The organism is Bradyrhizobium sp. LB8.2 (assembly GCF_040548035.1).
GTDB lineage: Bacteria > Pseudomonadota > Alphaproteobacteria > Rhizobiales > Xanthobacteraceae > Bradyrhizobium.
Genome location: NZ_JBEPQV010000014.1, coordinates 1 through 21,730, shown reverse-complemented (window position 1 = coordinate 21,730; position 21,730 = coordinate 1). Strand labels below are relative to the sequence as shown.

Below are 21,730 nucleotides of genomic sequence, written 5' to 3'. Positions count from 1 at the left end.
CGCGCCGTACCCCGCTAGACCGATGCGAAGGAACAAGTGAGATTTCAATGACCGAACTAAGACATGGGTGCCAGCTCAATTTCCGGGTTCAAGAACCGCCGGTTTCTGATTGGAACAGGGCCATATGGCGTGCGTTAACGCGCCACCACTGGCCAAGGCTTTGTCCGTAGGCGTCGGTGGCTGAGAGACCAAATGGGCTCCCGCCTGCATCGCACGGGAGCGTCCAATGCCGCATCAGAAGCTAATAGCGCGCCTACGCGCGGTGGTCGGTCTGTCTGAACAAGATCAACTTAGGCTCACACGCATACCATACAGGGTGAAATCCCTTGGAGATCGTGAATACGTCCTGCGCCAGGGCGAGAAGCCTGGCGTCTGCATTGTTGTGATGAGCGGGCTTCTCTCTCGGCAAAGAGTGGTGAACGCTCGAAACCAGATTTCGTCGTTCTACATAGCCGGCGACATGCCCGACCTGCCTACCCTGCATCTGCCGGTCGCGGATTGTGATCTTTGCAGCGTGGGCAGTTCGACGATAGCCTCTATCCCCCATTCATATCTCAGAAAAACGATGACGGAATCGCCCGCGCTCACGCACGCTTTTTGGCGCGAGACGCTGATTCATGCTGCTATTTACCGCGAGTGGGTTGAGAATCTCGGATCGCGCCAAGCCTTGGGTAGAGTCGCGCATCTTCTTTGCGAGCTTATCACCCGCATGGGATTCGTTGGGCTGGCGGACAACGGCAGTTTCCGACTTCCGCTCACGCAGCAAGATGTTGCCGACGCATGTGGGCTTTCAATCGTGCATGTGAACAGGACGATCCAGGAACTCAGGCGTGAGGGCCTGATTGAATGGCAGAACCAAACCGTGACTCCGCTCCGCCCACAGAAGCTTATGGATGTAGCCGAGTTCAGCGCTGAATATCTTCATGAGCTGAACCCAAGCGAAGGATCAAAGCTCAGCAAAGTTCTTGGAACGTCTCCCCCCGGAGTGATTTAGCCGGCATGGTTCGATATCATTTCGACTACCATGAAGCGGAACTCGTTACCGTAGACCGCGCGGGCGAGGACTTCGAGAGCATTGATGCGGCCCGAAAGATGGCAACGATCGCATTGGGCGAGGCCGTGCGCGACTTCACTTTTGCTGGTCGGCCTGGGAGGATAGCTATTCTGGTTAGGGACGACACCGGCCCTGTTTTGAGTGTCTCTGCTACTATCGAGCAGACTTGAACACAAACACCTTCAATTGCATCCGGCGGCGGTTCGGTTGCGTCTAGGGGAGCGTTGTGAATATCAGTCATTTTGAAACCTTTGTTCTGATGTTCTTCATCAGCCGCGCCCGAGGTACGAGCGCGACCTCGACCGGCTCGCGGTCGCCAGCGATTGGCCGGCGGCAGACGAGGCGCCACGCGATACCCCCCAACATTTCAATTGCAGACGCGCGTGAAACTGGGGGCGAGCGGTGAGCAAGGACGGATCGTGGCTGAAAACTGCCATTCCCCTCCCCCCTTACACCGTGCTCTAACCCGCATGGACCTTCGCGGCGCCAATTGCGCCGTTGCGGACGCGCGTGGGATGATTTTCGCCGGCAAGCTGACGCACAAGTAATACAAAAATTATGTGGCACATCTCTCGTTTGGAGATGCTCGAGAAAAATGCCGATGTCTCCAGGGGCCCGGTTGGGGGCGAATGACGGTAGCCTCAGTTTCGGCCATGAAGACCACCAGCAAAGGCCCCCAGAAGAGGCCCTGCATTCTTGTTCAGGTTTCCTGGTGTTGATGAGGTTCACCTTCACCGAGTCCGAGCCATGGCGCATAGGCCGATCTGCACGTTCTGGAAGTTCAGCAGCGGCGGCAAATCGATCACGGTGGTCGCCCTGATAATTAAAGCGGCCGCCCCCATAGGCCCGTGGCCACGGGGTTGAAGGGGGGAAGACACCGAGAACGATGTTACTCAGCTCACTCGCCTCCCACAAAGGCACACTTCACGGTTCTGCCGGTAGCCTTCTTCAGCACTGCAGCTAGTAGCAACGCTGGCGTGGCTGTAGGTTATCGCCAAGACGGTGATTGCAGTCGGAGGCTGGCTGCTGTTCTAAAATAGTTCGACGAGTTGCAGAAACTCGCAGGCGGCACAAACAATCATTCCCCACAGCGCAAAGTTTATCTGCAGAGCTGCTACCATGCTTCCTCCCCGTCGGCCGAGCTTGCTGCTATGGTTGATGGTGCACTTGCATTTTCACCATTTCCCGAATCTACACCGATTCGAACGTCTCAACCGCCCGCAAGAATACTGGGTCGGACTTCTCGATGAAACACGGCAGAACTTCAGGTTATGCACCCGCCCTCTTCCGCATCACGGCAAGACGTTGCGCAGGCGCAACAGCCTTCCATGTTCCGCTTCGGAACAGATGTTTTGGGACTCAACCCGCAAACCAGGTTCTGGAATGATCGCCAACAGCCGGGGCTGGAAGTGTCCATTCCGTAAGCACTCAATTTTCCCGGGAAAATAAAGGCCGCAGGAGATGAGCTGATCCTGCGGCCTTTTTCATCTCAGCGGCGGATGTGGCAATCTCAGGAGCGGAGGGCGGAGAGTGTTGCTCGCTTGAAAGGAAAAGCTCGCCGAGCAACTTGGAGCTACCGAAGACGCCGATCAGCGAAGCGATATCGAACGCCAGCTTGAACAGGTCGATAACGCGCTACAGTTCTTGGGCGTACCGGGCGAATAAGGACTTCGTGCGGCTACCGCACTGGCCTGCTCGCGCGGTTCATTTCCGTTCGCCAGCTCTTCTGGCCGATGCTTCGCCTTGAAGTTCTCCCAGGCGACCTTGAAGCCGCGCTTGGCTTCATCGAGCGAGCCAGCTTCCCCGAACGGCAGACCGGGAAGCGTCACGATGCATGTCCACAGCTAAAGTCCAAGGGAGCGTTCGCTCGCGTAGCGGATGCGCCCGATTAGCTGCCGATCCTCGTGGACCGTGTAATCATCGAGGCCGATCATCCGCAGCGTCATCATTGTGGCATTGCCGTTGGCTAGGAACGAACTTAAACCGCGACTGCTTGAAAGGTGTCAATCAAAGCTCCCGGACCTGCAGCCGATGCCCTTTCCGCAGTTACCGCACTGGCTTATGATTGCAGGGGCCCTGCTGGTGGCGGCCGGCTTTATTGGAATGTTAGGCAGCAGAAGAAATCGGAGCGAAGTTGATCGGCCTTCGGACGAGCCGATTGACCCGCCATCGTCGCCGGTCATTGAATCCAAATCGAAAAAGAGCCAGCTGGCGGGGCGGCCCGGCGATAACCCTAGCCCGCAGCCACACAAGCGCTGGGGCCGTTCTCTCCGCCGACTAGCGGGCGCCCCAAGCGTTGTAGATCAGAAAGGCCGCGACGATCGGGAGGACCGCTGATCCCCGTCGAGCGCCGTCTATTCCTGGTGCGATGTGCTCAATTTGGTGCGGAATTCGACAATGTCTTTGAGTAGCTGGTCACGGCCCAGCTGCTGTGGAAGTCGACGAGCACCCGCTTCAAGCTGTTCGGCCTGCGCTCTTAACTCCTCCCGTGCGTTCTCGCTCATTTCCTCGTTCCGAGTCGGGCCCATGGCTTCATCTACTTTCGTGAAGTGGCTCTTTCCGCGGCTAACGCAAAGCCCCCAGATCCGGGCTGAGGTCGGAGCTGGGGTCCAAGCGTACCAAAGGATCGCTCGGGTGTGCGAGGTCCGAACAGTGACAGCCTGAACCTCAGCTCCTAATTTAAAGTTACGATTGGAATACGTTGCGCACCACCAGGACGGGCCGAGGTTCGCGGGTCGACAGCTACTAGGAATCGATAATTTGCGATGTACTTACGATGGCGCTTTAATGGCGGCATGTCCCGTCCTGTCCGACGCCACACGCCTACGCACGCTGACGGCCGACCGCTCAAGATCACATTTGGTGAGATGCGCGAGATGGGCTACGCGGCGTCCTGATCTACTGCCATTGCGGTCACCATGTTGCTCTTAGCGCCGATCGCTGGCCGGACGACGTTCGCTTCTCTGATATAGAGCCGCGGTTCGTTTGCGGTGGATGCGGCAACCGGAGTTCTGAGGTCAGACTGAATTTCAGCAGTGGCAGGCCGCCGCAATTTGCGATCTGTAGCGCTCGTTAGAGGAACGAACGCGCAGAGGAAAACTTGGAGGTTTGCTAGCGCTCGGAGCGGCCCCGGCCGGCAATCTCCAGCCCCGTAAAGCCGGGGCCTCTCTCGCGGTCGCCGGAGATAGTCGGCCCCTTGCTTAGGAGGTCCGCACCTGAATCCGTAGCACGGGACCGCGCTGCCGCCGACCGCGGGCCCGTCGTGCATGCGCGTCCATGAGACGCAATAAGCCAAAAGCTATGTGGGGGCGACCCGGGTTCTAGCCCGCCCGGGAGAGCCTCCGGGTCGCTTCGTCTCTCACCAACGAGTCAAGTCGATTCAATTGACCAGCGAGTGCAGGCGCGCGGAACCTTTGTGCGTGTGGCAATTCGGCTATACCGGCGTGAACTCATCGATCTCGGGGCCGCGTCAACTAACCCGCCCTGTGTACGCGCATCGGTGGCGCAATTTCACGTCTGCCGAACCGTGCGGTTCGAGCTTAAAATCGAAAAGCCCCCAGCGTCATCAGACCGTCCAGCTGCGCGGCTCGTCGCGCACCTCTTCATTGTGCGCGGCCATCGGGATAGCTGCAGGTGAGTCGGCTCGCACGGCCGCGGGAAGCTTCTCCACGTCAACTTGGGGCGGCACGGAGTGCTCGGGCGTGAGCTGGCTGGTAGGAAAATCCGCGACGGGTCGCGCCGGCATCAGGGCCGGCTTGCTCGCCTCGGAAAAAGGAGCGGCATCAACCACCTTGAGTTCGCGTGCTGGCGGCGTCGGCGGAGCCCGATCCACGGGCGAAGAGGGTAGCAACTCCACGCGCGCATCGATCATCGGGCTCGACCTTTGCTGCGCGGCCTGGTTCTCGACGGGACTAGCGGCGCGGGCGGCCACACTACCGTGAGCTGGCTTTCGCACCGTCGCGGTGTCTTCGGCTAGGAACCAGCATTTGCGGTGGCCGTCCCGCCGATAGACCCAGTGTTGGCGTGGCCAGGTGAGCTGCCGGCCCGCGGCAAGCGTTCCGGCTGCAACGATGAGGTTGTAGCCAGCTCGCGCGGAGCAATATTGAACAAGTCGGTAAAAGGGTCGGAGCACGCTGGTGTCGACGAAAGGCCTCCGACAAGGACCAAACCGGCCAAGTAAAATTGCAAATGACGCGACATCGAAAATTCCGGGTGTTGCGCCCCTACTCGGCACGAGCCTTCGCGGCGACATGGGCCCCATGCGGCTTAAATCTGGCAACGTGATGGATTAATTGTGCTCCTGGCCATCCGAGTTAACAGCCATCCAACACTCTTCGATTGCAACACGCGGCAGCGCATTCAATTAAATCGAGCCACATGCGTTTCGTGGGGCGTCGATCCCGCTCGCGATCCGCGACGCGGCCGCCCGGTTAATCACTGTCGCTGCGGTGTTTGCGCTCACCTTCGCAATGGCAATGTGAAAGCGCAACTGGTCGAGCGGTAGGTTGTGGATGATACGATGCCGGTGTGCGGGCCTGAGTGAGGATTCGCCTCGCACCAAATTAAATGCTCCGTCACGATATTACCGCCATCGCGCCTTTCTCCCGTTCTACCTCCTCATTTAAATGTGGATTGCACGACGACTATTTAACTCATGGCTTGTCTGCTCCTTCATTCCCGACTTGTCTGCCTGGGCCTTCTCCCAAGAATTGGATCGAGCGATGAACACCGAGCATTTCAATTCGCTTTCCCTTGACGAGCTTTGGATACTTCACCAACAGCTCGCCGCCACCCTCAGTCAGAAAATTTTGGTGCAAAAAGCACGGTTGGAGGAGCGGCTCCACAAAATTGGACTGGTCGAGAAAGCTGTACGGTTCGATCGTAAGCGCCGTCCATACCCGCCCGTTCGCCCCAAATATAGCAACCCAAAGAACCCGGCGGAGACATGGTCCGGCCGCGGCAGACTGCCTCGGTGGCTGCGGCCGCAGCTTCGAGGTGGCCGGAAGTTGGACGATTTCCTAATCGACGCGCCGCGAAATCTAACTCGGGAAAAGGCGTACGCGCGAGCCCCTACCCTCTAAGGGACGACGACAGAGTAGGCGCCAGCCGATCGCCCCCGGGAAGCTGTTGGCGACGCTCAACGCGAGGCTCTCCTCGATTTCGAGAGCAATTTTCTGGGCAAGCGTGAAGTCGCCCTGGGCCAAGCCACCTAATGGGACGAAGCAGCGCCCCGGCCGGCCCGGCAGCCGACGGAGTTTGGCCTGTAGACCGAGATCCGGACAGCCGCGAGGCTTTGTCGCAAGAAGACCGCCAGCTGTGAACGAGAGACCGCGAGTTGAGGCGGTGGCCCAAAAAGGGAAGCGGGATTGGGTCAGCGACGATCTGGACGCACGTGGAGGGGCACGACTTTATCCATGTCGCTGTGACCGGAGCGCCAGCTTTGCAGCTTCACCACCTGCTCGAGTTCGAGAGCCTCTATGGCGAGCTCATCTGCCAAGCGTTCGAAAAGTGCGCGCTTTTGCGGGTCGCTCGCTCGCCTGCTCATAAGGCTCAAATCCACGGCGTCGGCGCGGAGCTTCTCCAATCTTTCCCTGAGGTCCTTCATGGTATCGGCCCAGGTCCTAAACCCACTCATGTTGCGGGTGGCGTTCTGCAGGTCAACGACGGAACATGCTATTGGTTCTTCGTTAACTGTTCGTTAGGCCGACATACGTGAACGAGAGCCCGCGCCCGTTTATAAATCTATGAGCTTTGCCTGGAGTCCGTCTGCAAGCGGCCCAACATTTATTCCGATCTAGAGTGACCACAGGTGGTCACGAGCAGCATGGTCCGGCTGCATTGCCAATCGGATCCCAACATTGGTTCATATACTCCACGAGGAGTACCGATGGCCATAGTAGTACCAGCCGCCATCAAAACAACGGCGGTCAGCGCGAGCATTCGATAGGTTGTCGAGTTCCACTTCATTGCGCTTCCCTCCAGTGGAAGCGCGCACGCTACGCTCGGTGAGACCTGCCGCTTGTGAACCACTTCACATAATGCGCATCACAACCGCGTACACTCACACACGCGGTGCAATACCGGTAAGCGCGCCCGCAATGATTCTTCCGTAGAATGCCGTAGATCGCGTAGGGATGGCCGCTCTTACAATGCGTTCTGCCCCCTTTCCATCCCTTTGAGGCATCGGCAGCCTTGAAGTTCGCGTCGACCAAGCGCTTCGCTTCCGCGGCCCACTCAGGGTGCAATTCGCAATGCTTCTTGAAACGTTGCGGTGTGAGCAGAGCCGGGCCGCATCTCTTATCGCCCGACGTGATTTTTCGCAGCGTCTCCCCTGCTTTTAGTCTTCGCATGAATTCGTCAGCAAGCTCACGTGTCATACCGGGCGGGACGTTCATCCACTTCCGTCTGGCCGCACTACGCTCCTCATGTGATCAATATGCTCGGACACGCGACATGCTCGCCTCCACAAAGCGCTGAATTGCGCTGCGGAAGGCGGCTCCTGAGTTGGGCGGGTCAAAAGTTCATTGGTGGCAATCCACCACTGCTTTACGGACGGCCGTACTGCCGTAGCCTCAGGCCAGCGTCGGCCGTTCCGAGCAGCACGACAGGCCACCCTATATGGCGCAATCTGACCGAAATCCCGCGCTTGATTGGGGCCAAGCAAAAAGGCTAGTTGCCGTCCCCGGCTCGCTCGCCTTATGGTCGCGGGGGCCTGGATAAGCATTTTTTTGAAGTCCCGGCCGTTTTCGCCGCGACCGCGTGGGCACTGCAGTGGTTTGGGGTTCGGTTGATGGATATAAATTTGGGTGATCTGATCCCGAAAGAGCTTCTTAACAAAATCTATGACGACGCGCTTTCCGGACCGGCGAAGCAGGTTGGGAAGCTGGGCGAGGACACGGTCAAGGTCGCCAGACTCTTGCTAGCCCCATTACAGGTCGGCGCTGCGATCCAAGACCGTCTGGAAAGATCACTCCAACGCATATCTGGTAGAGTCCCCCCCGAGCGCAGAATCGAACCTCCAGCAGAGATTGTAGGGCCGACCTTGGAGGCAATGCGATATCTCGGTGACGACGGCCCATTGTGGAGGATGTTCGAGGAGATTTTAACCAAATCTGTCGACCGTGATGGCCACGAAAACATACATCCATCATTTCCGAGGTTGATAGCGCAGCTCAGCCGCGACGAAGCTTGGATGCTTTATCGTTTGCGTAAGGGAGCATTCAAGATTGTGGATACCCTCGACCTAGATCGAGTGGCCAATCGGTTTCACAATCTTGTTGTGCAATCGAGCCAGCTACCAGCCGACGAGCTTTATCAACCCTCGCAAACCAGTTTGTACTTTACCCACCTGTCCGCGCTAGGCTTGGTAGAATGGCCGATCGAGCAGCAGGTTCCGATAACGGTTGGTAGCGTACAAAGCGGCGTTACCCGATACAGCGAAATGCGGCTAACGGAATATGGTCGGCTCCTTGTCGACGCTTGTGTGCCACCGCAAGGGTTTGAAGAATTCGCAAAGAAATGATCCGTCGAGTTAATCGCTGCCGCGCGGGCCTTGGTTGTTTTGGCCGCTCGCCGGACCTAGCGCGCATCCCGTATTCGTCGCCAGCCAAGGCATCCAAAAATGAAGATCGCGATCTTATCTGCCGCAGATGTTGCTGGGTGGTATACCGCGACGCTAATGGAGCGCGGGCACGAGGTCACCATTGGCCCCTTCGGCCACGCACCTACGGCGGTGACTGGCATGATTGAGGACGGAATTGAGGGCGTTCTCATCTTGGCCGAAGACGATGATAACCTGGAGGAGATTGCTGCGCGCTTCACTAGGGCGACAGGCCGGCCGATATGGCGCAACATGACAGAAATCCCGCGCTGATGGGCGGCGCCCTGGCTTGGAGTATTAGATCATGAACAAGCGCCTGCACCACAATGGCGTTTCAATCGGCGAGTTTGAATTTACTGGCGACGACGTTAGGGACATCGAGATCGTCGATAAGCTGCTCGCCGAAAGAGGCCTCAAGCAAACTGTGACCTTAGAAAGGTCGATGTTCAACCAAGCGAATTTGTTCGCCAGCATCTCCGCTGACATCTTTGAAACGCATCTGCTGAAGGCCCCGCCAAACGGCGCTGCGATGAGCCCGTTTGTGGTCAACATCGCTTTCGCGATAGAGCTCTTTATCAAAACTCTATCCATCCAACATGGCAAGAAGCTTCACGGACACGAAATAAAAAGGCTTTTCAAGAAACTGCCTGGCGGGGCAAAGGATGAGATTGGTCATCATCTCCGCAGGCTGTGCACCAGTAGCCAGTGGGCAGACGGGATCAAGACGATGGAGGGATTACGAGAGGTTCTCGATGAGGTCGACACAGCGTTTATCGACTGGCGCTATCTGCATGAAGACACGACAAAACGACTGAAGATCACGTTCAAGCCGACAATCTTCCTAAGCGAGGTCCTGCACGCAGCGTGCGCCGAGAATGTGGTAAAAAGCGTGACGGGTAAAAGTCAATGATGCGACGATGTTCTGCCGTTCAGCGGCCATCTGCCAGCCCAACTTCGACATTGAAGTTTTCGCCCTCCTCGCGAAGGCGTATCCGATACAGCGGCGTGACGAACATCTGCTGATGAGCGGAATTGCCAAAGACTTGGAATCCGTTGCTCCTCAGAAAGGCAAATATCTCGGTCGCGAGCACGTGCGACTCTTGGTTGCCAGTGCTCGACCAAACGACGAGTAGCTTATTCCGGGGAATGGCTTTGAGCAGACCCGATTTTAGATTATCGCTCATTACCCGCTGCATATGGGTATTGACGTGGACGTTTTTGCGCCGTGATGCCGCCAGACTGGTTGTGGGATGTGACATAGGTATCTCCAGTCGGCTTTGCCGAGTCATCGCCCACCATCCGATCTTCCTTTGGTGGCATGCCTCTAAGCAGCCTTAGTCCCAATAAGACCAGCACAAAAACGGCCAGCGCGATCAAAGCAACAGGTATGTATCCCCACTGCGTGATATAGGCCCATGAAGCCACAAAGGCTGCCAACACTGCACTCCCGATGTAAGGCCAGACCTTTTTGACGACGTCAAATGTCGCTGATAGCGCCTTTGCAAACGAGGTATAAGTATCGGTTCTTGAGGGCATGCCAGAATGTACATGGAAGCATCAGCCAGAATCAACAGCACACCCCTCACCTCACAACACCCGTCGCGATTGGCGTTATTCACAGCAGCGACAACCTTCCAGTCGGACCGGATGAAGCTTGGTCTGCGTCCCGAAATCATAGCCGATGCCGACGGTCGGGCCGCTTTTGTCGCTGGGATGCTCCAGCACGTGGCGGTATTTCCGCTCAGAGACGGCCTCGCTCGTCACCGCTTCGGCGAGGGGCGAGGCCGAACGCGGCACGCGAAATGCCATGCAGGTCGAGCGTGTGATGCAGCCTGCGTAGGGAAAGACGTGGGCAACAATGGGAACCCGGCGACCTCGGGTTGACTCCGAACGGATGGCCAATGGTAAATCGGGGCCCTTTGGAAGCGCGCGCCATCAAAATGAAAGAGGAACTCAGCCGCCCATCGAGCCGTGCGGGCATGATGAGATACCGCCCCGAGATCGATGGATTGCGCGCGGTTGCAGTTTCATCGGTGGTGATCTTCCACACATTCCCAAGGGCGCTGCAGGGCGGCTTTGTCGGCGTCGACATCTTCTTCGTGATCAGTGGCTTCCTGATCACCCGGCTCATCGTCTCCGAAATCAAAGCGACAGGCAGGTTCTCGTTCTCGAACTTTTACCTTCGACGCGCGCGGCGGCTTGGGCCGGCCCTGGTCTTTACCTGCGCATTGTCCTTCGTGGCGGCCGCGGCCCTGTTTTCGCCCCAGGATCTGGCGCGGTTCGCATCGTCACTGATCGCGGCCATCACCAGCACGTCAAACATCTATCTCTGGCTCCAGTCGGGATATTTCGACGCGGACTCCGCCGTGAAGCCGTTGCTGCACACATGGTCCCTCAGCGTCGAAGAACAGTTCTATCTCGCTTGGCCTGCGCTATTGGCCTTCGCGTATCACCTCACCGAGAAAGCACGTACAAAACCGCTGGGGGCCAAACTGATCGTAGCGGCTGCATTCGTACTGAGCCTTGCCGCGAATGTGTTGTTCCAAAGCGGCATCGCCTCGCCCGTTCTGACTGCAAACCTCAAGGATGGCGCAGCGACGATCTTCTACCTGATGCCCTTTCGAATTTTTGAACTCGCGATCGGCGCCGCACTGCACTGGGTGATTGACCGCGACATTCCAGAGCGCGTGCGCGCTTCCCTTCTCGTCGCCGGAACCATCGCCGTGGGCTACGCCATGGGAGCGTTCAACAGCAAGACGATCTTTCCGACCTACAATGGCCTCGTTCCCTGCCTCGGCGCCGCCATGATGATCGTCGGCTCTGCCGGATCTTCTGGCAAGCTATTGCGCTCGCGGATCATGGTCTTCATTGGACTGATCAGCTACTCGCTCTACCTGGTCCATTGGCCCTTGATCGTCTTCTGGAGCTACTACAGAAGCAACCCCCTCACCTCCACCGACCGCGCGGCCCTCATCGCGGTCTCACTGATTACCGCCATCGCGATGTATACTTACGTCGAGAAGCCATTCCGCTTCAGAAAGGCGTCCTCTGGCCGCTTTGTCGTCGGCCTGGCGACAGCCTCGATCGCCCTGATCCTTGTCGCAAAGCCCGCGGAGACCGGCTGGCCATCGCGAACGCACTATGGCCCCCTCTTGAGTTCTGCCAGCTCAGTCTATGGCGGCGCAGACTGCGCGGGGGCAACCTGCTCTCATGGCGATGTCGGTCGTCCCGTCTTTGTAGTGGGAGATTCTTTCTCTCGCCACCTTTACGCGGGGCTTGTCTCGTCGTTCCCACGCCAGCATTTCGAGTTCATCGACGAGGAAACGTGCACCTCGTTCTCCCTCAAATGGTCGCGGCTTGAGGAAGAAATCCCAAATCAATGGCGCGATTGCCGCCAAACCCGTGAGACCGTGAACCGGCGGATCGCTGGCCAGAAGGTCATCTTCGCTTTCCACTGGGTACGGATGGCCTATTTCGATCTTGATGCCCGGCCGCCACCCCGCGCATCGATGATGCACCTGCACGACTACGACGATCTCGGCCGATTCATCTTTACGCAAGTCTCGGAACTGGCCAAGGAACTAGAGCTCCGATCAGTGCTGCTTGTGTCCAATCCTCCATCGACCGGAGACAACATCAGAGATTTGGCCTGGTGCTTAGGACGACCATTCGCGCAGGCCCAATGCTCGGACACGACGGCGAGAACCGTCTACCTAAATTTGCGCCAATACCCACTCGTCACGTTTTCGGATCATCGTGGCATCCCTGTCCTGGACCCGTTCGACGCCTTTTGCGATGCGCGAGAGTGCAAGAACGTCGATGACGATGGATTGTACTACAGCGACAAATACCACCTGTCTCGGCGCGGGTCTGTGGTCCTCATCGACCACTTCAGAGACAGGATCGCAAGATGGATCGCGGACGGCGATTGACATCTAGCGGGCACGGCGGGCCTCTATCTTCCCGAATGCGTTAGCCGTTGATGCTCCAAATGCTGCTGTCGCCACAAGATACACCGTAGTAGTAGACGAGATCAAAATGCGCCTCTGCGGAATGGCAATCGACCTCGCATCTTGAGTAAAAATGGTTGCGGCCGAATAGCCTTCCGCTCCTATATCTGGGCCAAAGACAAGGGTTGCAGAAGTCGTCGCAATTCCTCCGCGAAGTGAGCGCTGAAACAAGTTTGGCGACGGACTCCGCGTAGGTCACGCCGACGATGCGCTGTTGCGACACTTTCCAGATGGCACATGCCGCACCGATCACCGTCGAGCCCGGCCAGGGCGTAATGGTCAGATGCATCTCATAGGTGATGTCCGTGATCGGAACGCAAAAATGGCCGCTCTGGAAAAGATCCCCTGGCTTAACGTTGGTCAACCAAAGCGCGCTTGATGCGGTAACGATCGTTCCGTCCGCGCTAACGGAAACGGTGCCGGTGGAGTATGAAGAGAGAGCAGTCATTTGGAATTCCTTGATTCAATCAGGGCATTTGCTTCTCCGATCGGAAGCCATTCGCCATCGACCTTCCGCCAGATTTTGCCGGTCGAAGGTTGGAAGGCGAGCCACCCGCGCAGAGTCGGCGGCGGTTCGGTCATTTCAGGTGGGAGGGTGTTGAGTTGGATCATTTTGAAACTCGGTGCTGCGGCCTTGCATCACGCCCCTCGCGTGATAGAAAGCGGCCACGAAAGTGAATGCAGGGAAATTGCTTTGGCCAAAACGAAAAAGACTGTTCGTCGCGAATGGACGAAAGATGATGTTCGCAGCTTAAAGACGCTCGCAAAACAGAGGGCTGGTGTTAAGAAAATTGCGAAGGTGCTGAAGCGAACTCCGGGCGCTACGATGGTCAAGGCGTCGTTGCTTGGCGTGTCGCTCGATACGAGGGGCTAACTACCGCTCCTCCTTGAAGGGAGCGGATGGTAGCAGGCAACCGCCCTCCTACAGGCGCCGCCCCTCGGCGGACGTTTGTACAGACAACGTGGTTGGCACCGTGCTAAAGCTCGGTAATCACCGCACGGTCCGTGGCCTCTATCGGTGACTGAGAGCCGAAATGCTCCCGCCTCCTAGCGAATGGGAGACGGTGATGGAAAACGATAACGGCCCTTTTTCGAAGACTGAGCTGACGTTCGTGGAGCGCGTTAAGCGCGCAGCGGTTGAGGACATGGATGGTCCCGAAATCCTCAAGTTTCTTGAAGAAATCGAGGACGAGATCAGAAGACGGGGCTTTTAAACTCGAGAACCCACAGCGTGGTTACTAAGGGAGGAGTCCTGGTGGCACTGCCTTTTAGCGACGAAACTCAGCAGCTGCGCCCGAAGCTCAAAAGCGCGACGTCACTCGGCTCGGCATGGCGATTGGCCGGCGGCAATCGAGACTAGGCGCCACGCGGTGCCCCCCTCAACATTTGATTTGCAGACGCGCGTAAAACTGGGGGCGAGCGGTCGCTAACAAACGATTGGTTCTGAAGCTGCGGACACCCCTACCCACCCCCTTACAGCAGACACGCAATCCTCACGCCTTCACGCTGTTCGGCGTTTGGCTGCGGTGTCGTTGCCGACGGCGATGCATCGAACTTCAATTACCTGGTAAGCATTGTCCTCTCTGAATCCTGCCAAGTGGTAGCACCCGTGTCCTGATAAGCAGAGCGGTCACCACGGACACTCCTTTTGACTTTGCCTGCCGCAATCAAACGCAGCAGCGTGTCTTCAGCGTGCCCAAGCGGGCGGTCGTTTTGGTGGTTCCGAAGCGCAACAACATCGGGCTTAGCAATGGGCGCGGATCTTAGCTGTCTCAAGCCGGGTGCTTCACATCATAGGCCGCACTAATCGGCACGCGAACTGACACCGTAGGCTCTCCATATCGGCCGCTGCCTCACGGACGATCGGCACCGTTCCGGCGACGGCATCGCTTCAAAGGTTGATTTGCATGTCGTCGTGGGCTCGACACCCCGTCAAACTAAAAGGCCCCCGGCGAACCGAGGGCCTCTGTTAGCATCAGGGGTACATCCGCCCTTAGTGATGCCAGAACAGTGCGAGGATAAGAATAATCGGCAGCGGGATGCCCAGCATCCAAAGCAGTGCGCCTCTTCCAAAGCCCATGGTGTCCTCCTGTGTTGCAGAGATAACCAGTAGATTGTAAATTGGTTCCGAGTCAGGAACGTTCCACAAATCCGAAGGTTGTTGCTCAAACGGAGGATCCGATGGCAGTCAACAAACCGACCGGCGACAATGCACGCAAGGGCGCGGTGAAGAAGCGTACCCAGCTCAAGAACAAGCTCACCAAGTCCGCGACCAAGCGCAACAAGACTAGTGGCGAGTTCATGGCAGTCAAGAAGTCCGCAAAGAAGTTTAAGGGTGTTCGCAAGGAGAAGTGATGGTCCGATTCTTCGTCGGCATCGCCATTCTCAGCGTCGCGCTAGTCCTCGCGGCGTATGTCTTCGCTCAGGAGCGGTGACTTTTCTATTTTGGCGCCTGCAGACCCGGAGACCGCAGCCAATCACTCATATGCGATGCGGTTTCGGCTTGCCGCGCTTTCCGAATGAGATGATCTCGCTGCAGGCCAGGCGGCATGGTCTGTGCCTGATGCTTCAGCCTGTCAGCTTCCTTCGCTAGTCGTTCTTCGAGTGTTTCGGTTTGTTTGAACCGCCACCGTTTCTGCATGGCGCGCTCCCTTCTGGCCCTGCGATGCTGGACCGAAAGTACATTAAGAACTGACGGCGAGACATTATCATTTGATAGATCGACATCATTTGATAGGTCAGCTCTTCGAGAGCCCTTTAAACGAGCTCGCCCGGAGCAGCCCTTCCCGCACCTGAGACGGAGCTCAGAGATGTCCCTTGTCAGCGATCCATCCGGCGAGTTCGCGCAGTCGAAGCCTGAAGCTCTTCTATTCGCGATGTTCGCTGGTGATGACCGTATCATCTGTAGAGTCGAATGGGCTGCCTTGCGCGATCGTGCGGCCGCGGACGGGATCAATCCAAACGACATAGTCGGCATCTTCAAGAAGCATCGGGCCACAATCGAGCAGATTGCAAGCGATCAGTACGACGCGGGCAAGCAGATGCCGGTGGTTCGGACTGAGCACCTGGGGGCGGTCTAGCCGTTCCGGGCCACGATCAGTTGGCCGTCAGAGCAGCACGCCAAAGAGCTATGCCATCACAGAGCCCGCGCTCCTGAGGGAGTGGACGTCTGGCCCTCTTGAAGCTAGGCTTCGAGCCTCCTGCAGGACTCGAATGCCTTACTTGAAAGCAGACCAGACCCGAGACGAGCGCAATGGCAAGGTGCTCGCCGACATCGCTCTTGCTCGCTACCTTTTCTATCGTCTTCTTCGGTTGGCTCGGCGGTTTAGCCGCCTTTGTTGTCATCGAAGCTTGCCTGCTCTCTTTCGATTGGCTCGGCCCGAGCAAGCTCGATGGGACGGGCGGTGTTCGCAGACAGAGCACCGGCGCCCCGGCCTCGGAAACAGCACCTCAAACAAGCCCGCGGCATTAGGAGCGGCCTAGTTTGGGCCGAAGGTGTGCAAGGAGATTTGGCCGGCCGGATTGAACCTCAGAACCGCGCTGACCGAGCCTTCGCGCACGACGTATGAAATGAGCGCTCCCTCGTCAAAGCTGGATATTGTCGAGCCGGGATGCCGGATGTTCGTTCAAGCGATCAACCCAATACGGGCATCGGGCTTCTGAGCCGGTGATGGTTTTCCTCGCGCCGCAGCCGCAGTAAATGAGGGCATCTTCAGCGTACATTCCCACGTTCGCTTTGATATCGCCCGCGCGGTAGGCATCGAGCCAGTCAATGGCAGCGGCCATCGGGTCAAAAGACATACAAGCACCTCCAGCTGAATCGTTTCTGGCGAACCAGCTAAATCTCTTCGCCATCGATTCTTGAGTTTTGATGCCCGCGCACGGTTCGTCCATATGCACAACGCCATAGCCGATACTTGCCGTCGGCCTGTTATGCAGACCCGACCTTCGCAGTCTCGCTATCCTTTATTGAATGGAACCGAGATGAGCACGAAATGCGAAAGGCAATGCGGGGGCCGGTAGCCGGCCGGACGAGATCGCGGCACTCAGCCGTAGCGAAGGGGCCGTCATGTCCGAGCTTCGCAACATGGCATCCCGCTGCGGTTAATTACTAGCGATGCTGGACATGCGCGACCTCGGCGATGTGCTGAGCATCGGCACGGGCAGGAGCACGAAGGATCGGACGTGACATGCGCTCGCTGTCGCGGCACCATATTGATGCCAAAGCCGAATTGGGCCGCATCTAAACTTGTGACATGGCCGCTTTGGTCGAGATCTGGCATCTTACGTTCGCATGGCTTGCCATCAACGAGCCTGTCAGCTGAGGGACCAGCGGCGACAGCTACCAGCTCGCTTGAGGGACGATTGGCCGAACTGCCCACAAACCTCAAAGATCAGGCTTGTCGCTTGCCAGCCGGTAGCGAGCGCGAAGTTCTTCTTAGAAACGCCCGTTTAGCCGAAAAGGCCCCAGGGATGACCTGAGACCGGATGCTGGCCTAACGTAATTCCTCGTCTTCGCCGGCGCCATCTGGATCCGCAGCACGCCCCCCCGGGGGGCGGGATCCTATCCGTGGAGTACGCAGAAATAGCAAGATCGCGATAGTGCCTGCCGAGCCATCTATTCCCGGGGGTCAGGACGCTGCCGATTGTTCGCAAGGAATCCGATCAGACCATCATCGGCGCGCGCGTCGTCCGGCGAGCCAACAGTGGTGATACCCCAGTTCGCCAGGACAGCCTCCTGCACCGGATTGCGCTGCGCCACGAAGGCGAAAGGATGCCGGGCGGTCGTGGCGGTGCCCCGAATCCTCCCATGTCTGCCAAATCCGATGTAACAGAAGCCGGATGTTCGGATCCGACCGGTTGCCCAGGGCATCACAGGACAGTGACATTGTGGAACTCGCGAAAGCAGCTCCGCCGGGTACCCGGCGAGACGGTGTGAAATCCGAAGGAAGCTTTTGCTCAAGACGCGTCCGAACGAGAGCGGGTAGATCGGTGCAGACGTGACTAGCTATGGACCGCCGCGAGCAGGTGGGCGGGCGAAAATGGCTTATGAAGAAAAGTCGTTCCGGACGGGAGCGGAGCCATCAGAGTCCCGGACATCAGCACGATGTTCAGGCCGGGGCATACGCCGCGAGCGTACTTTGCCAATTCGAGTCCAGTCATTCTGCCGGCAAGATTGTGATCGGTGATAAGGGCTCTCAATTCGTTCCCAGTGGAGGCGACGATGAGCTCCGCGGCTTCAGCGGTCGCACATTCAACAACTTCAAATCCCTCATCCTTGAGGAGGTCAGATAAAACCTCGCGCTGGAGCGAGTCGTCCTCGACCAGCAGCATGACGAAGTTGGACATGGCAGCATTCCCAGCTTATCGCATGTTAATGCGCTCCGACAAGGAAGGTTCGGATCAAAGCTGTAGTCTTTAGTGTGCACGTGAGTGGCATCGCTCTTTTCGTTGAAGGTCCGATGAAACAATGAACCACGGAATGAGAGGACCAAGGATGGCAATCGTCTTCATCACCGGTAGCACCGACGGTTTGGGCCGGGCCGCCGCCCAATGCCTCCTTGATAAAGGACATCAAGTCGTCCTGCACGCCCGATCGGAGGAGCGAGCGGCGGCGATCGGCGAGCTCGCGTCGCAATCGGCAGGCGTGGTGATTGGTGATCTCAAGAGCGCCGCCCAGACGAGAAGCATTGCGGGTCAGGTCAACGCGATAGGACGAATGGACGCTGTCATTCAGAACGCCGGCGTTTACACCCAGCCAAGCCGCGGCTCGACACCGGAAGGCCATGCCGGCACGCTGGCCATCAACACTCTCGCGCCCTACATGTTGACCGCGCTGATCGAAAGGCCCAGACGCCTGATCCATCTCAGCAGCGGACTGCACCGCGGCGGCGAAGACTCGCTGGATGACATCGACTGGACGAAAAGGTCCTGGGATTCGGCAAAGGCCTACGCCGAAAGCAAGCTGCACGTCGTCGCTCTCGCGCTCGCGCTGGCGCGCCGCTGGCCTCAGGTCCTGAGCAACGCAGTCGATCCAGGCTGGGCGCGCACGAAGATGGGCGGAGCGGGCGCTCCCGTCGATATCGGGACAGGGCAAAAGACGCAAACCTGGCTGGCCGTGAGCGACGATCCCGCCGCGCGCCTCAGCGGGCGCTACTGGCATCACCTCCGGCAGCAGGAACCCGCCAGCGAAGCAGTGGATCCCGGTTTTCAGGACGCACTCATCGATCGGTTGACGTCTCTGACCGAGTGAGGCTTGCATCGAGGTAAGTGAACCGCCTATGCGGCCGGATCTGCTCCGCCACTTGGCTACCGGCCAAGACTAACAACCTCGGCAGATGCTCTTGATCTTCTTTTCTAACGCGATGTCGGCCGGATCGCGCGGCTGGTCGCCGGTTGGCTTTGCCGTGGCTGGTTGCTCCATTGCTTGCGCGCCTCGGCGATGGTTTTGCGGCTTGTCCTTCCCCTGAACCGGCTGGACGACAGCGACTGCTGCGACGAAGGCGATCAACATCGACGCAAATATCATCAGCAATTTTTGCAAATCTTCCCCACTGTCTTGTCGGCCTTTGTGTTCTCCTGATCGATTTTGGCGTCGCTGTCCTGTTGGTTCGTGGTCGTCGGCTTGCCAATGCCGCCCGCAGGTGCGGTGTTCTGCGCGTTGGCACCCGGCGAGCCTGACGGAGCCGCGGTACCAGCCGTATTGGTGCCCGGCGCCGCTCCCGTGCTGAGCCCATTGCCGCTACCGGTCTGCTGGTTGGGAAGTTGGCCGGTCGTCGGGCCGTTGATGTTGCCGGTCGCTGTGTTTCCATTCAGTCCAAGGCTCCCCGTAGGCCCTGCCGCGGTCGACGCACTTCCGCTCGCTCCGGCAGCAGCGCCACCAGCCGCTCCTGCTCCAGAAGATGTTGAAGATGCACCTGCGGCACCCGAAGAGGCGGCGCCACCTGTGCCGCCGCCGGCGGATCCGCCACCACCGCTACCGCCGCCACCGCCGCCTCCACCTTGGGCGAACGCGGTGCAGGGAATCAGGACAGCCAAGGCCAGAGCAAAGCGGGAGAGCTTCATGTCGTTCACTCCTTTTGCGACCAAGCTTTCTCGCGAAGTTTCGTTCCTGTCGTCCCGAAGCCGGCGCGATGTGGCAGCGACAGAGTTCGCCCTCATTCAGCTCGGATGGACTTTGGTCGTCGCAAGCGTAACGAGGCCTTCGGAAGAGGATGGCGGAGGCGAGTCCAGCGAAGCAGGCGTAGCCCATCAGCTCGCAGCGCCGCTTATAGACGAGGATCTGCTCCTGCACATTGTCACGTCTGTCCGGCTCATGTGCCGCACTGCGATAGTCGCTGATCGCCCCGCGATATCGCGAGACAGCCGCATCATGGCGCTGCTGGAGAAAGCCCATGAATATTCAGGCAGCGAAAATGATCGAGGCATTCGGCCCGATCGATTTTAAGATGTCAGAGAGCTCTAAAGCTACCGGAGCTGAACCGGGCGCGAGTCGAGTTGTTCCTGGCGATGTGGACCTACTTTTCCGCTTCCAGAGATGTGCGCAATCACAGTCGCTTGCTCCGCACCACCAGCTGCCAGGAACGGATTGTCGTCGGGAGCTTTGGAGCTGAGACCAACTTCTGAGCGGCGAACGTGGATAAGCAGAACGACCCAGCCTCATTCAATGCAGCTTCGGAGCTCGACGACGTCTCTCCGAGACAGACCGAGGAGATTGCGTCCCAGAGCAGGCCGAGCGCTGCGCTGATCCACGAGACAATCCGGGCCGAGGGCGAGCAGGAGCTGGAGCGGCATTGGTGGGCCGTTCTAATGTCCGGACTTGCAGCGGGCCTTTCGATGGGGTTGTCGCTAGTGGTCCAAGGCAAGTTGCACGCCACTATCTCCGAAGAGGCAACACGCCAGCTGGTCGCTCCGCTCGGCTACACTGTCGGATTCCTCGTCGTAGTGCTGGGGCGGCAGCAGCTTTTCACTGAGAACACGCTAACGCCGATCCTGCCACTGCTGCACCACCGGGATCTCTGCACACTCGTCAAGGTCGCGAAGCTGTGGGGCTTAGTGCTTGCGTCAAACGTTGCGGGAACCTGGGCGATAGGCTTTGGCCTTGCCCATACCAACATTTTCGAACCCAAGGTCACTGACGCGTTCCTTGAACTTGGTCGCCACACCGTTCAAGGCCCCTTCCCGGAGACTTTTGTTCGCGCCGTCTTTGCCGGCTGGCTGATCGCGCTGATGATGTGGCTGCTGCCGGCCACGAAGGGATTTCGCGCGCACATCATTGTGGTCATGACCTATGTGGTTGCGCTCGGCGAATTCGCGCATATCATTGCCGGATCGGTCGAGTGCGCATTCCTGGTGCAACGCGAAGAGGCCTCGCTCGGCCAATACGCCTATGATTTCTTCGTGCCGACGCTGCTCGGCAACATCGTGGGCGGAACGACATTGGTAGCCCTGTTGAACTACGGCCAAGTCGCGGCAGAGCTCGACCAGGCCCAAGACTAAATCCGCCCAACCGAGGCAACATGGCTGATCGGGTTGAAAGTGTCCCTCAAGTTCATTCGGCGGCAGCTTAAGCAGGATGGCCCGGATCAACATCCTTCGCTCTCTTCTTCTCTCTCTGAGGTGTCATCTTCGCCGGGCTTTCCTTGCCCGGCACACCACGCGGGCCCAACTCCCGTTGCATGTCTTCTTTCGAGCGCTTCGGTTCGCGGCCGCTGACCGGTCTATCAGGCATCATTCCATCCTCCCCTTGTCCTTCAGATCGCGAATGCGGGTCTCGGACTCACCCTTAGTTTTCAAGACCTCCGACCAGTCGTTAGCGACTTTGCTCAGCTCTTGGAGTTCAGTGAGTTGTTCTGCGCTTGACTTTTCCATTTTCGCTACCACAACGATGACATGCTCTGCTCACAAGCAGAAACGCGGCTGCGCGTTCCTTTTGAGACGCCGAGGCGGAGTAGATGGTAGGTAGTGCTTCCTAGGGTCTGTTGGGATTCATCTGGAGTTTATCGCGGCCGCGGCCAGATAGATCATTGAAGTGAAGCTCTGGTCGGTCTTGTCGGCGCGCATTGC

Annotated in this window: 25 protein-coding genes and 1 pseudogene; 14 read left to right on the top strand and 12 right to left on the bottom strand. The window is 58.2% G+C overall.

Going from position 1 to position 21,730, the window contains the following annotated elements:
- Positions 1 to 226 precede the first annotated feature (226 nt).
- Together ABIB06_RS18265 and ABIB06_RS38910 are read left to right on the top strand one after the other, a co-directional pair.
- A complete protein-coding gene (locus ABIB06_RS18265; protein ID WP_354070266.1) occupies positions 227 to 994 on the top strand; it encodes a Crp/Fnr family transcriptional regulator in 768 nt (255 codons plus the stop codon).
- A 5-nt stretch (positions 995 to 999) separates the two neighbouring features.
- Positions 1,000 to 1,224 (top strand): DUF6894 family protein, encoded by a 225-nt coding sequence (locus ABIB06_RS38910; RefSeq protein ID WP_502916594.1) that lies wholly within the window; start codon positions 1,000 to 1,002, stop codon positions 1,222 to 1,224.
- Between the two features lie 1,419 nt (positions 1,225 to 2,643).
- On the opposite strand, the gene ABIB06_RS18260 is transcribed toward ABIB06_RS38910, so the two are convergent.
- The 3 genes from ABIB06_RS18260 to ABIB06_RS18250 form a co-directional block, all read right to left on the bottom strand.
- Positions 2,644 to 2,883: a hypothetical protein gene (locus ABIB06_RS18260; protein WP_354053339.1), complete on the bottom strand. Its 240-nt coding sequence runs from the start codon at positions 2,881 to 2,883 to the stop codon at positions 2,644 to 2,646.
- 525 nt (positions 2,884 to 3,408) lie between these two features.
- A complete protein-coding gene (locus ABIB06_RS18255; protein WP_354053338.1) occupies positions 3,409 to 3,558 on the bottom strand; it encodes a hypothetical protein in 150 nt (49 codons plus the stop codon).
- Between the two features lie 1,061 nt (positions 3,559 to 4,619).
- Positions 4,620 to 4,925, bottom strand: a complete 306-nt coding sequence (locus ABIB06_RS18250; protein ID WP_354053337.1) for a hypothetical protein — start codon at positions 4,923 to 4,925, stop codon at positions 4,620 to 4,622.
- Between the two features lie 754 nt (positions 4,926 to 5,679).
- Here ABIB06_RS18250 and ABIB06_RS18245 point away from each other — a divergent pair.
- Positions 5,680 to 6,135: an H-NS histone family protein gene (locus ABIB06_RS18245; RefSeq protein WP_354053336.1), complete on the top strand. Its 456-nt coding sequence runs from the start codon at positions 5,680 to 5,682 to the stop codon at positions 6,133 to 6,135.
- A 290-nt stretch (positions 6,136 to 6,425) separates the two neighbouring features.
- On the opposite strand, the gene ABIB06_RS18235 is transcribed toward ABIB06_RS18245, so the two are convergent.
- Positions 6,426 to 6,659, bottom strand: a complete 234-nt coding sequence (locus tag ABIB06_RS18235; RefSeq protein WP_354053335.1) for a hypothetical protein — start codon at positions 6,657 to 6,659, stop codon at positions 6,426 to 6,428.
- Positions 6,660 to 7,856: 1,197 nt separating this feature from the next.
- On the opposite strand from ABIB06_RS18235, the gene ABIB06_RS18230 reads away from it, so the two are divergent.
- From ABIB06_RS18230 to ABIB06_RS18220, 3 genes are all read left to right on the top strand, one after another.
- Entirely contained in the window at positions 7,857 to 8,576 is a 720-nt protein-coding gene (locus ABIB06_RS18230; protein ID WP_354053334.1) for a DUF4393 domain-containing protein, read from the top strand.
- Between the two features lie 99 nt (positions 8,577 to 8,675).
- A complete protein-coding gene (locus ABIB06_RS18225; RefSeq protein WP_354053333.1) occupies positions 8,676 to 8,927 on the top strand; it encodes a hypothetical protein in 252 nt (83 codons plus the stop codon).
- A gap of 31 nt (positions 8,928 to 8,958) precedes the next feature.
- Positions 8,959 to 9,564: a hypothetical protein gene (locus tag ABIB06_RS18220; RefSeq protein ID WP_354053332.1), complete on the top strand. Its 606-nt coding sequence runs from the start codon at positions 8,959 to 8,961 to the stop codon at positions 9,562 to 9,564.
- Positions 9,565 to 9,583: 19 nt separating this feature from the next.
- Here the strand turns inward: ABIB06_RS18220 and ABIB06_RS18215 are convergent, their stop codons facing one another.
- Positions 9,584 to 9,913 carry a hypothetical protein gene (locus ABIB06_RS18215; RefSeq protein ID WP_354053331.1) on the bottom strand — a complete coding sequence of 110 codons (330 nt, stop codon included), beginning with the start codon at positions 9,911 to 9,913 and terminating at the stop codon, positions 9,584 to 9,586.
- A 352-nt stretch (positions 9,914 to 10,265) separates the two neighbouring features.
- Complete coding sequence (locus tag ABIB06_RS18210) at positions 10,266 to 10,556, bottom strand: lysozyme family protein (protein ID WP_354125605.1); 291 nt, start codon at positions 10,554 to 10,556, stop codon at positions 10,266 to 10,268.
- A 38-nt stretch (positions 10,557 to 10,594) separates the two neighbouring features.
- On the opposite strand from ABIB06_RS18210, the gene ABIB06_RS18205 reads away from it, so the two are divergent.
- Positions 10,595 to 12,586 (top strand): acyltransferase family protein, encoded by a 1,992-nt coding sequence (locus tag ABIB06_RS18205; protein WP_354053329.1) that lies wholly within the window; start codon positions 10,595 to 10,597, stop codon positions 12,584 to 12,586.
- Positions 12,587 to 12,626: 40 nt separating this feature from the next.
- Here the strand turns inward: ABIB06_RS18205 and ABIB06_RS18200 are convergent, their stop codons facing one another.
- On the bottom strand, positions 12,627 to 13,112 hold the full coding sequence (locus tag ABIB06_RS18200) for a hypothetical protein (protein ID WP_354053328.1): 486 nt from the start codon (positions 13,110 to 13,112) through the stop codon (positions 12,627 to 12,629).
- A 246-nt stretch (positions 13,113 to 13,358) separates the two neighbouring features.
- Between ABIB06_RS18200 and ABIB06_RS18195 the strand changes: the two genes are divergently transcribed.
- The 4 genes from ABIB06_RS18195 to ABIB06_RS18180 all read left to right on the top strand — a co-directional run bounded on the left by ABIB06_RS18195 (position 13,359) and on the right by ABIB06_RS18180 (position 15,744).
- A complete protein-coding gene (locus ABIB06_RS18195) occupies positions 13,359 to 13,538 on the top strand; it encodes a hypothetical protein (protein ID WP_354053340.1) in 180 nt (59 codons plus the stop codon).
- 193 nt (positions 13,539 to 13,731) lie between these two features.
- Positions 13,732 to 13,878 carry a hypothetical protein gene (locus ABIB06_RS18190; RefSeq protein WP_354053327.1) on the top strand — a complete coding sequence of 49 codons (147 nt, stop codon included), beginning with the start codon at positions 13,732 to 13,734 and terminating at the stop codon, positions 13,876 to 13,878.
- 967 nt (positions 13,879 to 14,845) lie between these two features.
- Positions 14,846 to 15,019: a hypothetical protein gene (locus ABIB06_RS18185; RefSeq protein WP_354070264.1), complete on the top strand. Its 174-nt coding sequence runs from the start codon at positions 14,846 to 14,848 to the stop codon at positions 15,017 to 15,019.
- A gap of 455 nt (positions 15,020 to 15,474) precedes the next feature.
- Complete coding sequence (locus ABIB06_RS18180; RefSeq protein ID WP_354070262.1) at positions 15,475 to 15,744, top strand: DUF1488 family protein; 270 nt, start codon at positions 15,475 to 15,477, stop codon at positions 15,742 to 15,744.
- Positions 15,745 to 16,249: 505 nt separating this feature from the next.
- Here the strand turns inward: ABIB06_RS18180 and ABIB06_RS18175 are convergent.
- From ABIB06_RS18175 to ABIB06_RS18165, 3 genes and pseudogenes are all read right to left on the bottom strand, one after another.
- Entirely contained in the window at positions 16,250 to 16,465 is a 216-nt protein-coding gene (locus ABIB06_RS18175) for a hypothetical protein (RefSeq protein ID WP_354070260.1), read from the bottom strand.
- 817 nt (positions 16,466 to 17,282) lie between these two features.
- Positions 17,283 to 17,526 (bottom strand): annotated as a pseudogene (locus ABIB06_RS18170) (Sir2 family NAD-dependent protein deacetylase); the annotation flags it as partial.
- Between the two features lie 142 nt (positions 17,527 to 17,668).
- The gene (locus ABIB06_RS18165) at positions 17,669 to 18,013 is read right to left on the bottom strand and encodes a response regulator (protein ID WP_354070258.1); all 345 of its coding nucleotides are present in this window, start codon (positions 18,011 to 18,013) and stop codon (positions 17,669 to 17,671) included.
- Positions 18,014 to 18,161: 148 nt separating this feature from the next.
- Here ABIB06_RS18165 and ABIB06_RS18160 point away from each other — a divergent pair, with 148 nt between their 5' ends.
- On the top strand, positions 18,162 to 18,917 hold the full coding sequence (locus tag ABIB06_RS18160; protein WP_354070256.1) for an SDR family NAD(P)-dependent oxidoreductase: 756 nt from the start codon (positions 18,162 to 18,164) through the stop codon (positions 18,915 to 18,917).
- A 69-nt stretch (positions 18,918 to 18,986) separates the two neighbouring features.
- On the opposite strand, the gene ABIB06_RS18155 is transcribed toward ABIB06_RS18160, so the two are convergent.
- Both ABIB06_RS18155 and ABIB06_RS18150 read right to left on the bottom strand, forming a co-directional pair.
- Positions 18,987 to 19,208, bottom strand: a complete 222-nt coding sequence (locus ABIB06_RS18155) for a hypothetical protein (RefSeq protein ID WP_354070254.1) — start codon at positions 19,206 to 19,208, stop codon at positions 18,987 to 18,989.
- Entirely contained in the window at positions 19,193 to 19,729 is a 537-nt protein-coding gene (locus ABIB06_RS18150) for a hypothetical protein (protein WP_354070252.1), read from the bottom strand. The genes ABIB06_RS18155 and ABIB06_RS18150 overlap by 16 nt, the downstream gene beginning before the upstream one ends.
- Here ABIB06_RS18150 and ABIB06_RS18145 point away from each other — a divergent pair.
- Both ABIB06_RS18145 and ABIB06_RS18140 read left to right on the top strand, forming a co-directional pair.
- Positions 19,728 to 20,111 (top strand): hypothetical protein, encoded by a 384-nt coding sequence (locus ABIB06_RS18145; protein ID WP_354070250.1) that lies wholly within the window; start codon positions 19,728 to 19,730, stop codon positions 20,109 to 20,111. The two genes, ABIB06_RS18150 and ABIB06_RS18145, sit on opposite strands and share 2 nt — an antisense overlap.
- Positions 20,112 to 20,299: 188 nt before the next feature.
- The gene (locus ABIB06_RS18140; protein ID WP_247351203.1) at positions 20,300 to 21,163 is read left to right on the top strand and encodes a formate/nitrite transporter family protein; all 864 of its coding nucleotides are present in this window, start codon (positions 20,300 to 20,302) and stop codon (positions 21,161 to 21,163) included.
- The last annotated feature ends 567 nt before the right edge of the window (positions 21,164 to 21,730 follow it).

Coding starts and splice junctions, on each gene's coding strand:
- ABIB06_RS18265 (WP_354070266.1), top strand. CDS start 227: ATGCCGCATCAGAAGCTAATAGCGCGCCTACGCGCGGTGGTCGGTCTG.
- ABIB06_RS38910 (WP_502916594.1), top strand. CDS start 1,000: ATGGTTCGATATCATTTCGACTACCATGAAGCGGAACTCGTTACCGTA.
- ABIB06_RS18255 (WP_354053338.1), bottom strand. CDS start 3,558: ATGAGCGAGAACGCACGGGAGGAGTTAAGAGCGCAGGCCGAACAGCTT.
- ABIB06_RS18250 (WP_354053337.1), bottom strand. CDS start 4,925: ATGATCGATGCGCGCGTGGAGTTGCTACCCTCTTCGCCCGTGGATCGG.
- ABIB06_RS18245 (WP_354053336.1), top strand. CDS start 5,680: ATGTGGATTGCACGACGACTATTTAACTCATGGCTTGTCTGCTCCTTC.
- ABIB06_RS18235 (WP_354053335.1), bottom strand. CDS start 6,659: ATGAAGGACCTCAGGGAAAGATTGGAGAAGCTCCGCGCCGACGCCGTG.
- ABIB06_RS18225 (WP_354053333.1), top strand. CDS start 8,676: ATGAAGATCGCGATCTTATCTGCCGCAGATGTTGCTGGGTGGTATACC.
- ABIB06_RS18220 (WP_354053332.1), top strand. CDS start 8,959: ATGAACAAGCGCCTGCACCACAATGGCGTTTCAATCGGCGAGTTTGAA.
- ABIB06_RS18215 (WP_354053331.1), bottom strand. CDS start 9,913: ATGTCACATCCCACAACCAGTCTGGCGGCATCACGGCGCAAAAACGTC.
- ABIB06_RS18205 (WP_354053329.1), top strand. CDS start 10,595: ATGAAAGAGGAACTCAGCCGCCCATCGAGCCGTGCGGGCATGATGAGA.
- ABIB06_RS18200 (WP_354053328.1), bottom strand. CDS start 13,112: ATGACTGCTCTCTCTTCATACTCCACCGGCACCGTTTCCGTTAGCGCG.
- ABIB06_RS18190 (WP_354053327.1), top strand. CDS start 13,732: ATGGAAAACGATAACGGCCCTTTTTCGAAGACTGAGCTGACGTTCGTG.
- ABIB06_RS18185 (WP_354070264.1), top strand. CDS start 14,846: ATGGCAGTCAACAAACCGACCGGCGACAATGCACGCAAGGGCGCGGTG.
- ABIB06_RS18180 (WP_354070262.1), top strand. CDS start 15,475: ATGTCCCTTGTCAGCGATCCATCCGGCGAGTTCGCGCAGTCGAAGCCT.
- ABIB06_RS18175 (WP_354070260.1), bottom strand. CDS start 16,465: ATGTCTTTTGACCCGATGGCCGCTGCCATTGACTGGCTCGATGCCTAC.
- ABIB06_RS18165 (WP_354070258.1), bottom strand. CDS start 18,013: ATGTCCAACTTCGTCATGCTGCTGGTCGAGGACGACTCGCTCCAGCGC.
- ABIB06_RS18160 (WP_354070256.1), top strand. CDS start 18,162: ATGGCAATCGTCTTCATCACCGGTAGCACCGACGGTTTGGGCCGGGCC.
- ABIB06_RS18145 (WP_354070250.1), top strand. CDS start 19,728: ATGTCGTTCACTCCTTTTGCGACCAAGCTTTCTCGCGAAGTTTCGTTC.
- ABIB06_RS18150 (WP_354070252.1), bottom strand. CDS start 19,729: ATGAAGCTCTCCCGCTTTGCTCTGGCCTTGGCTGTCCTGATTCCCTGC.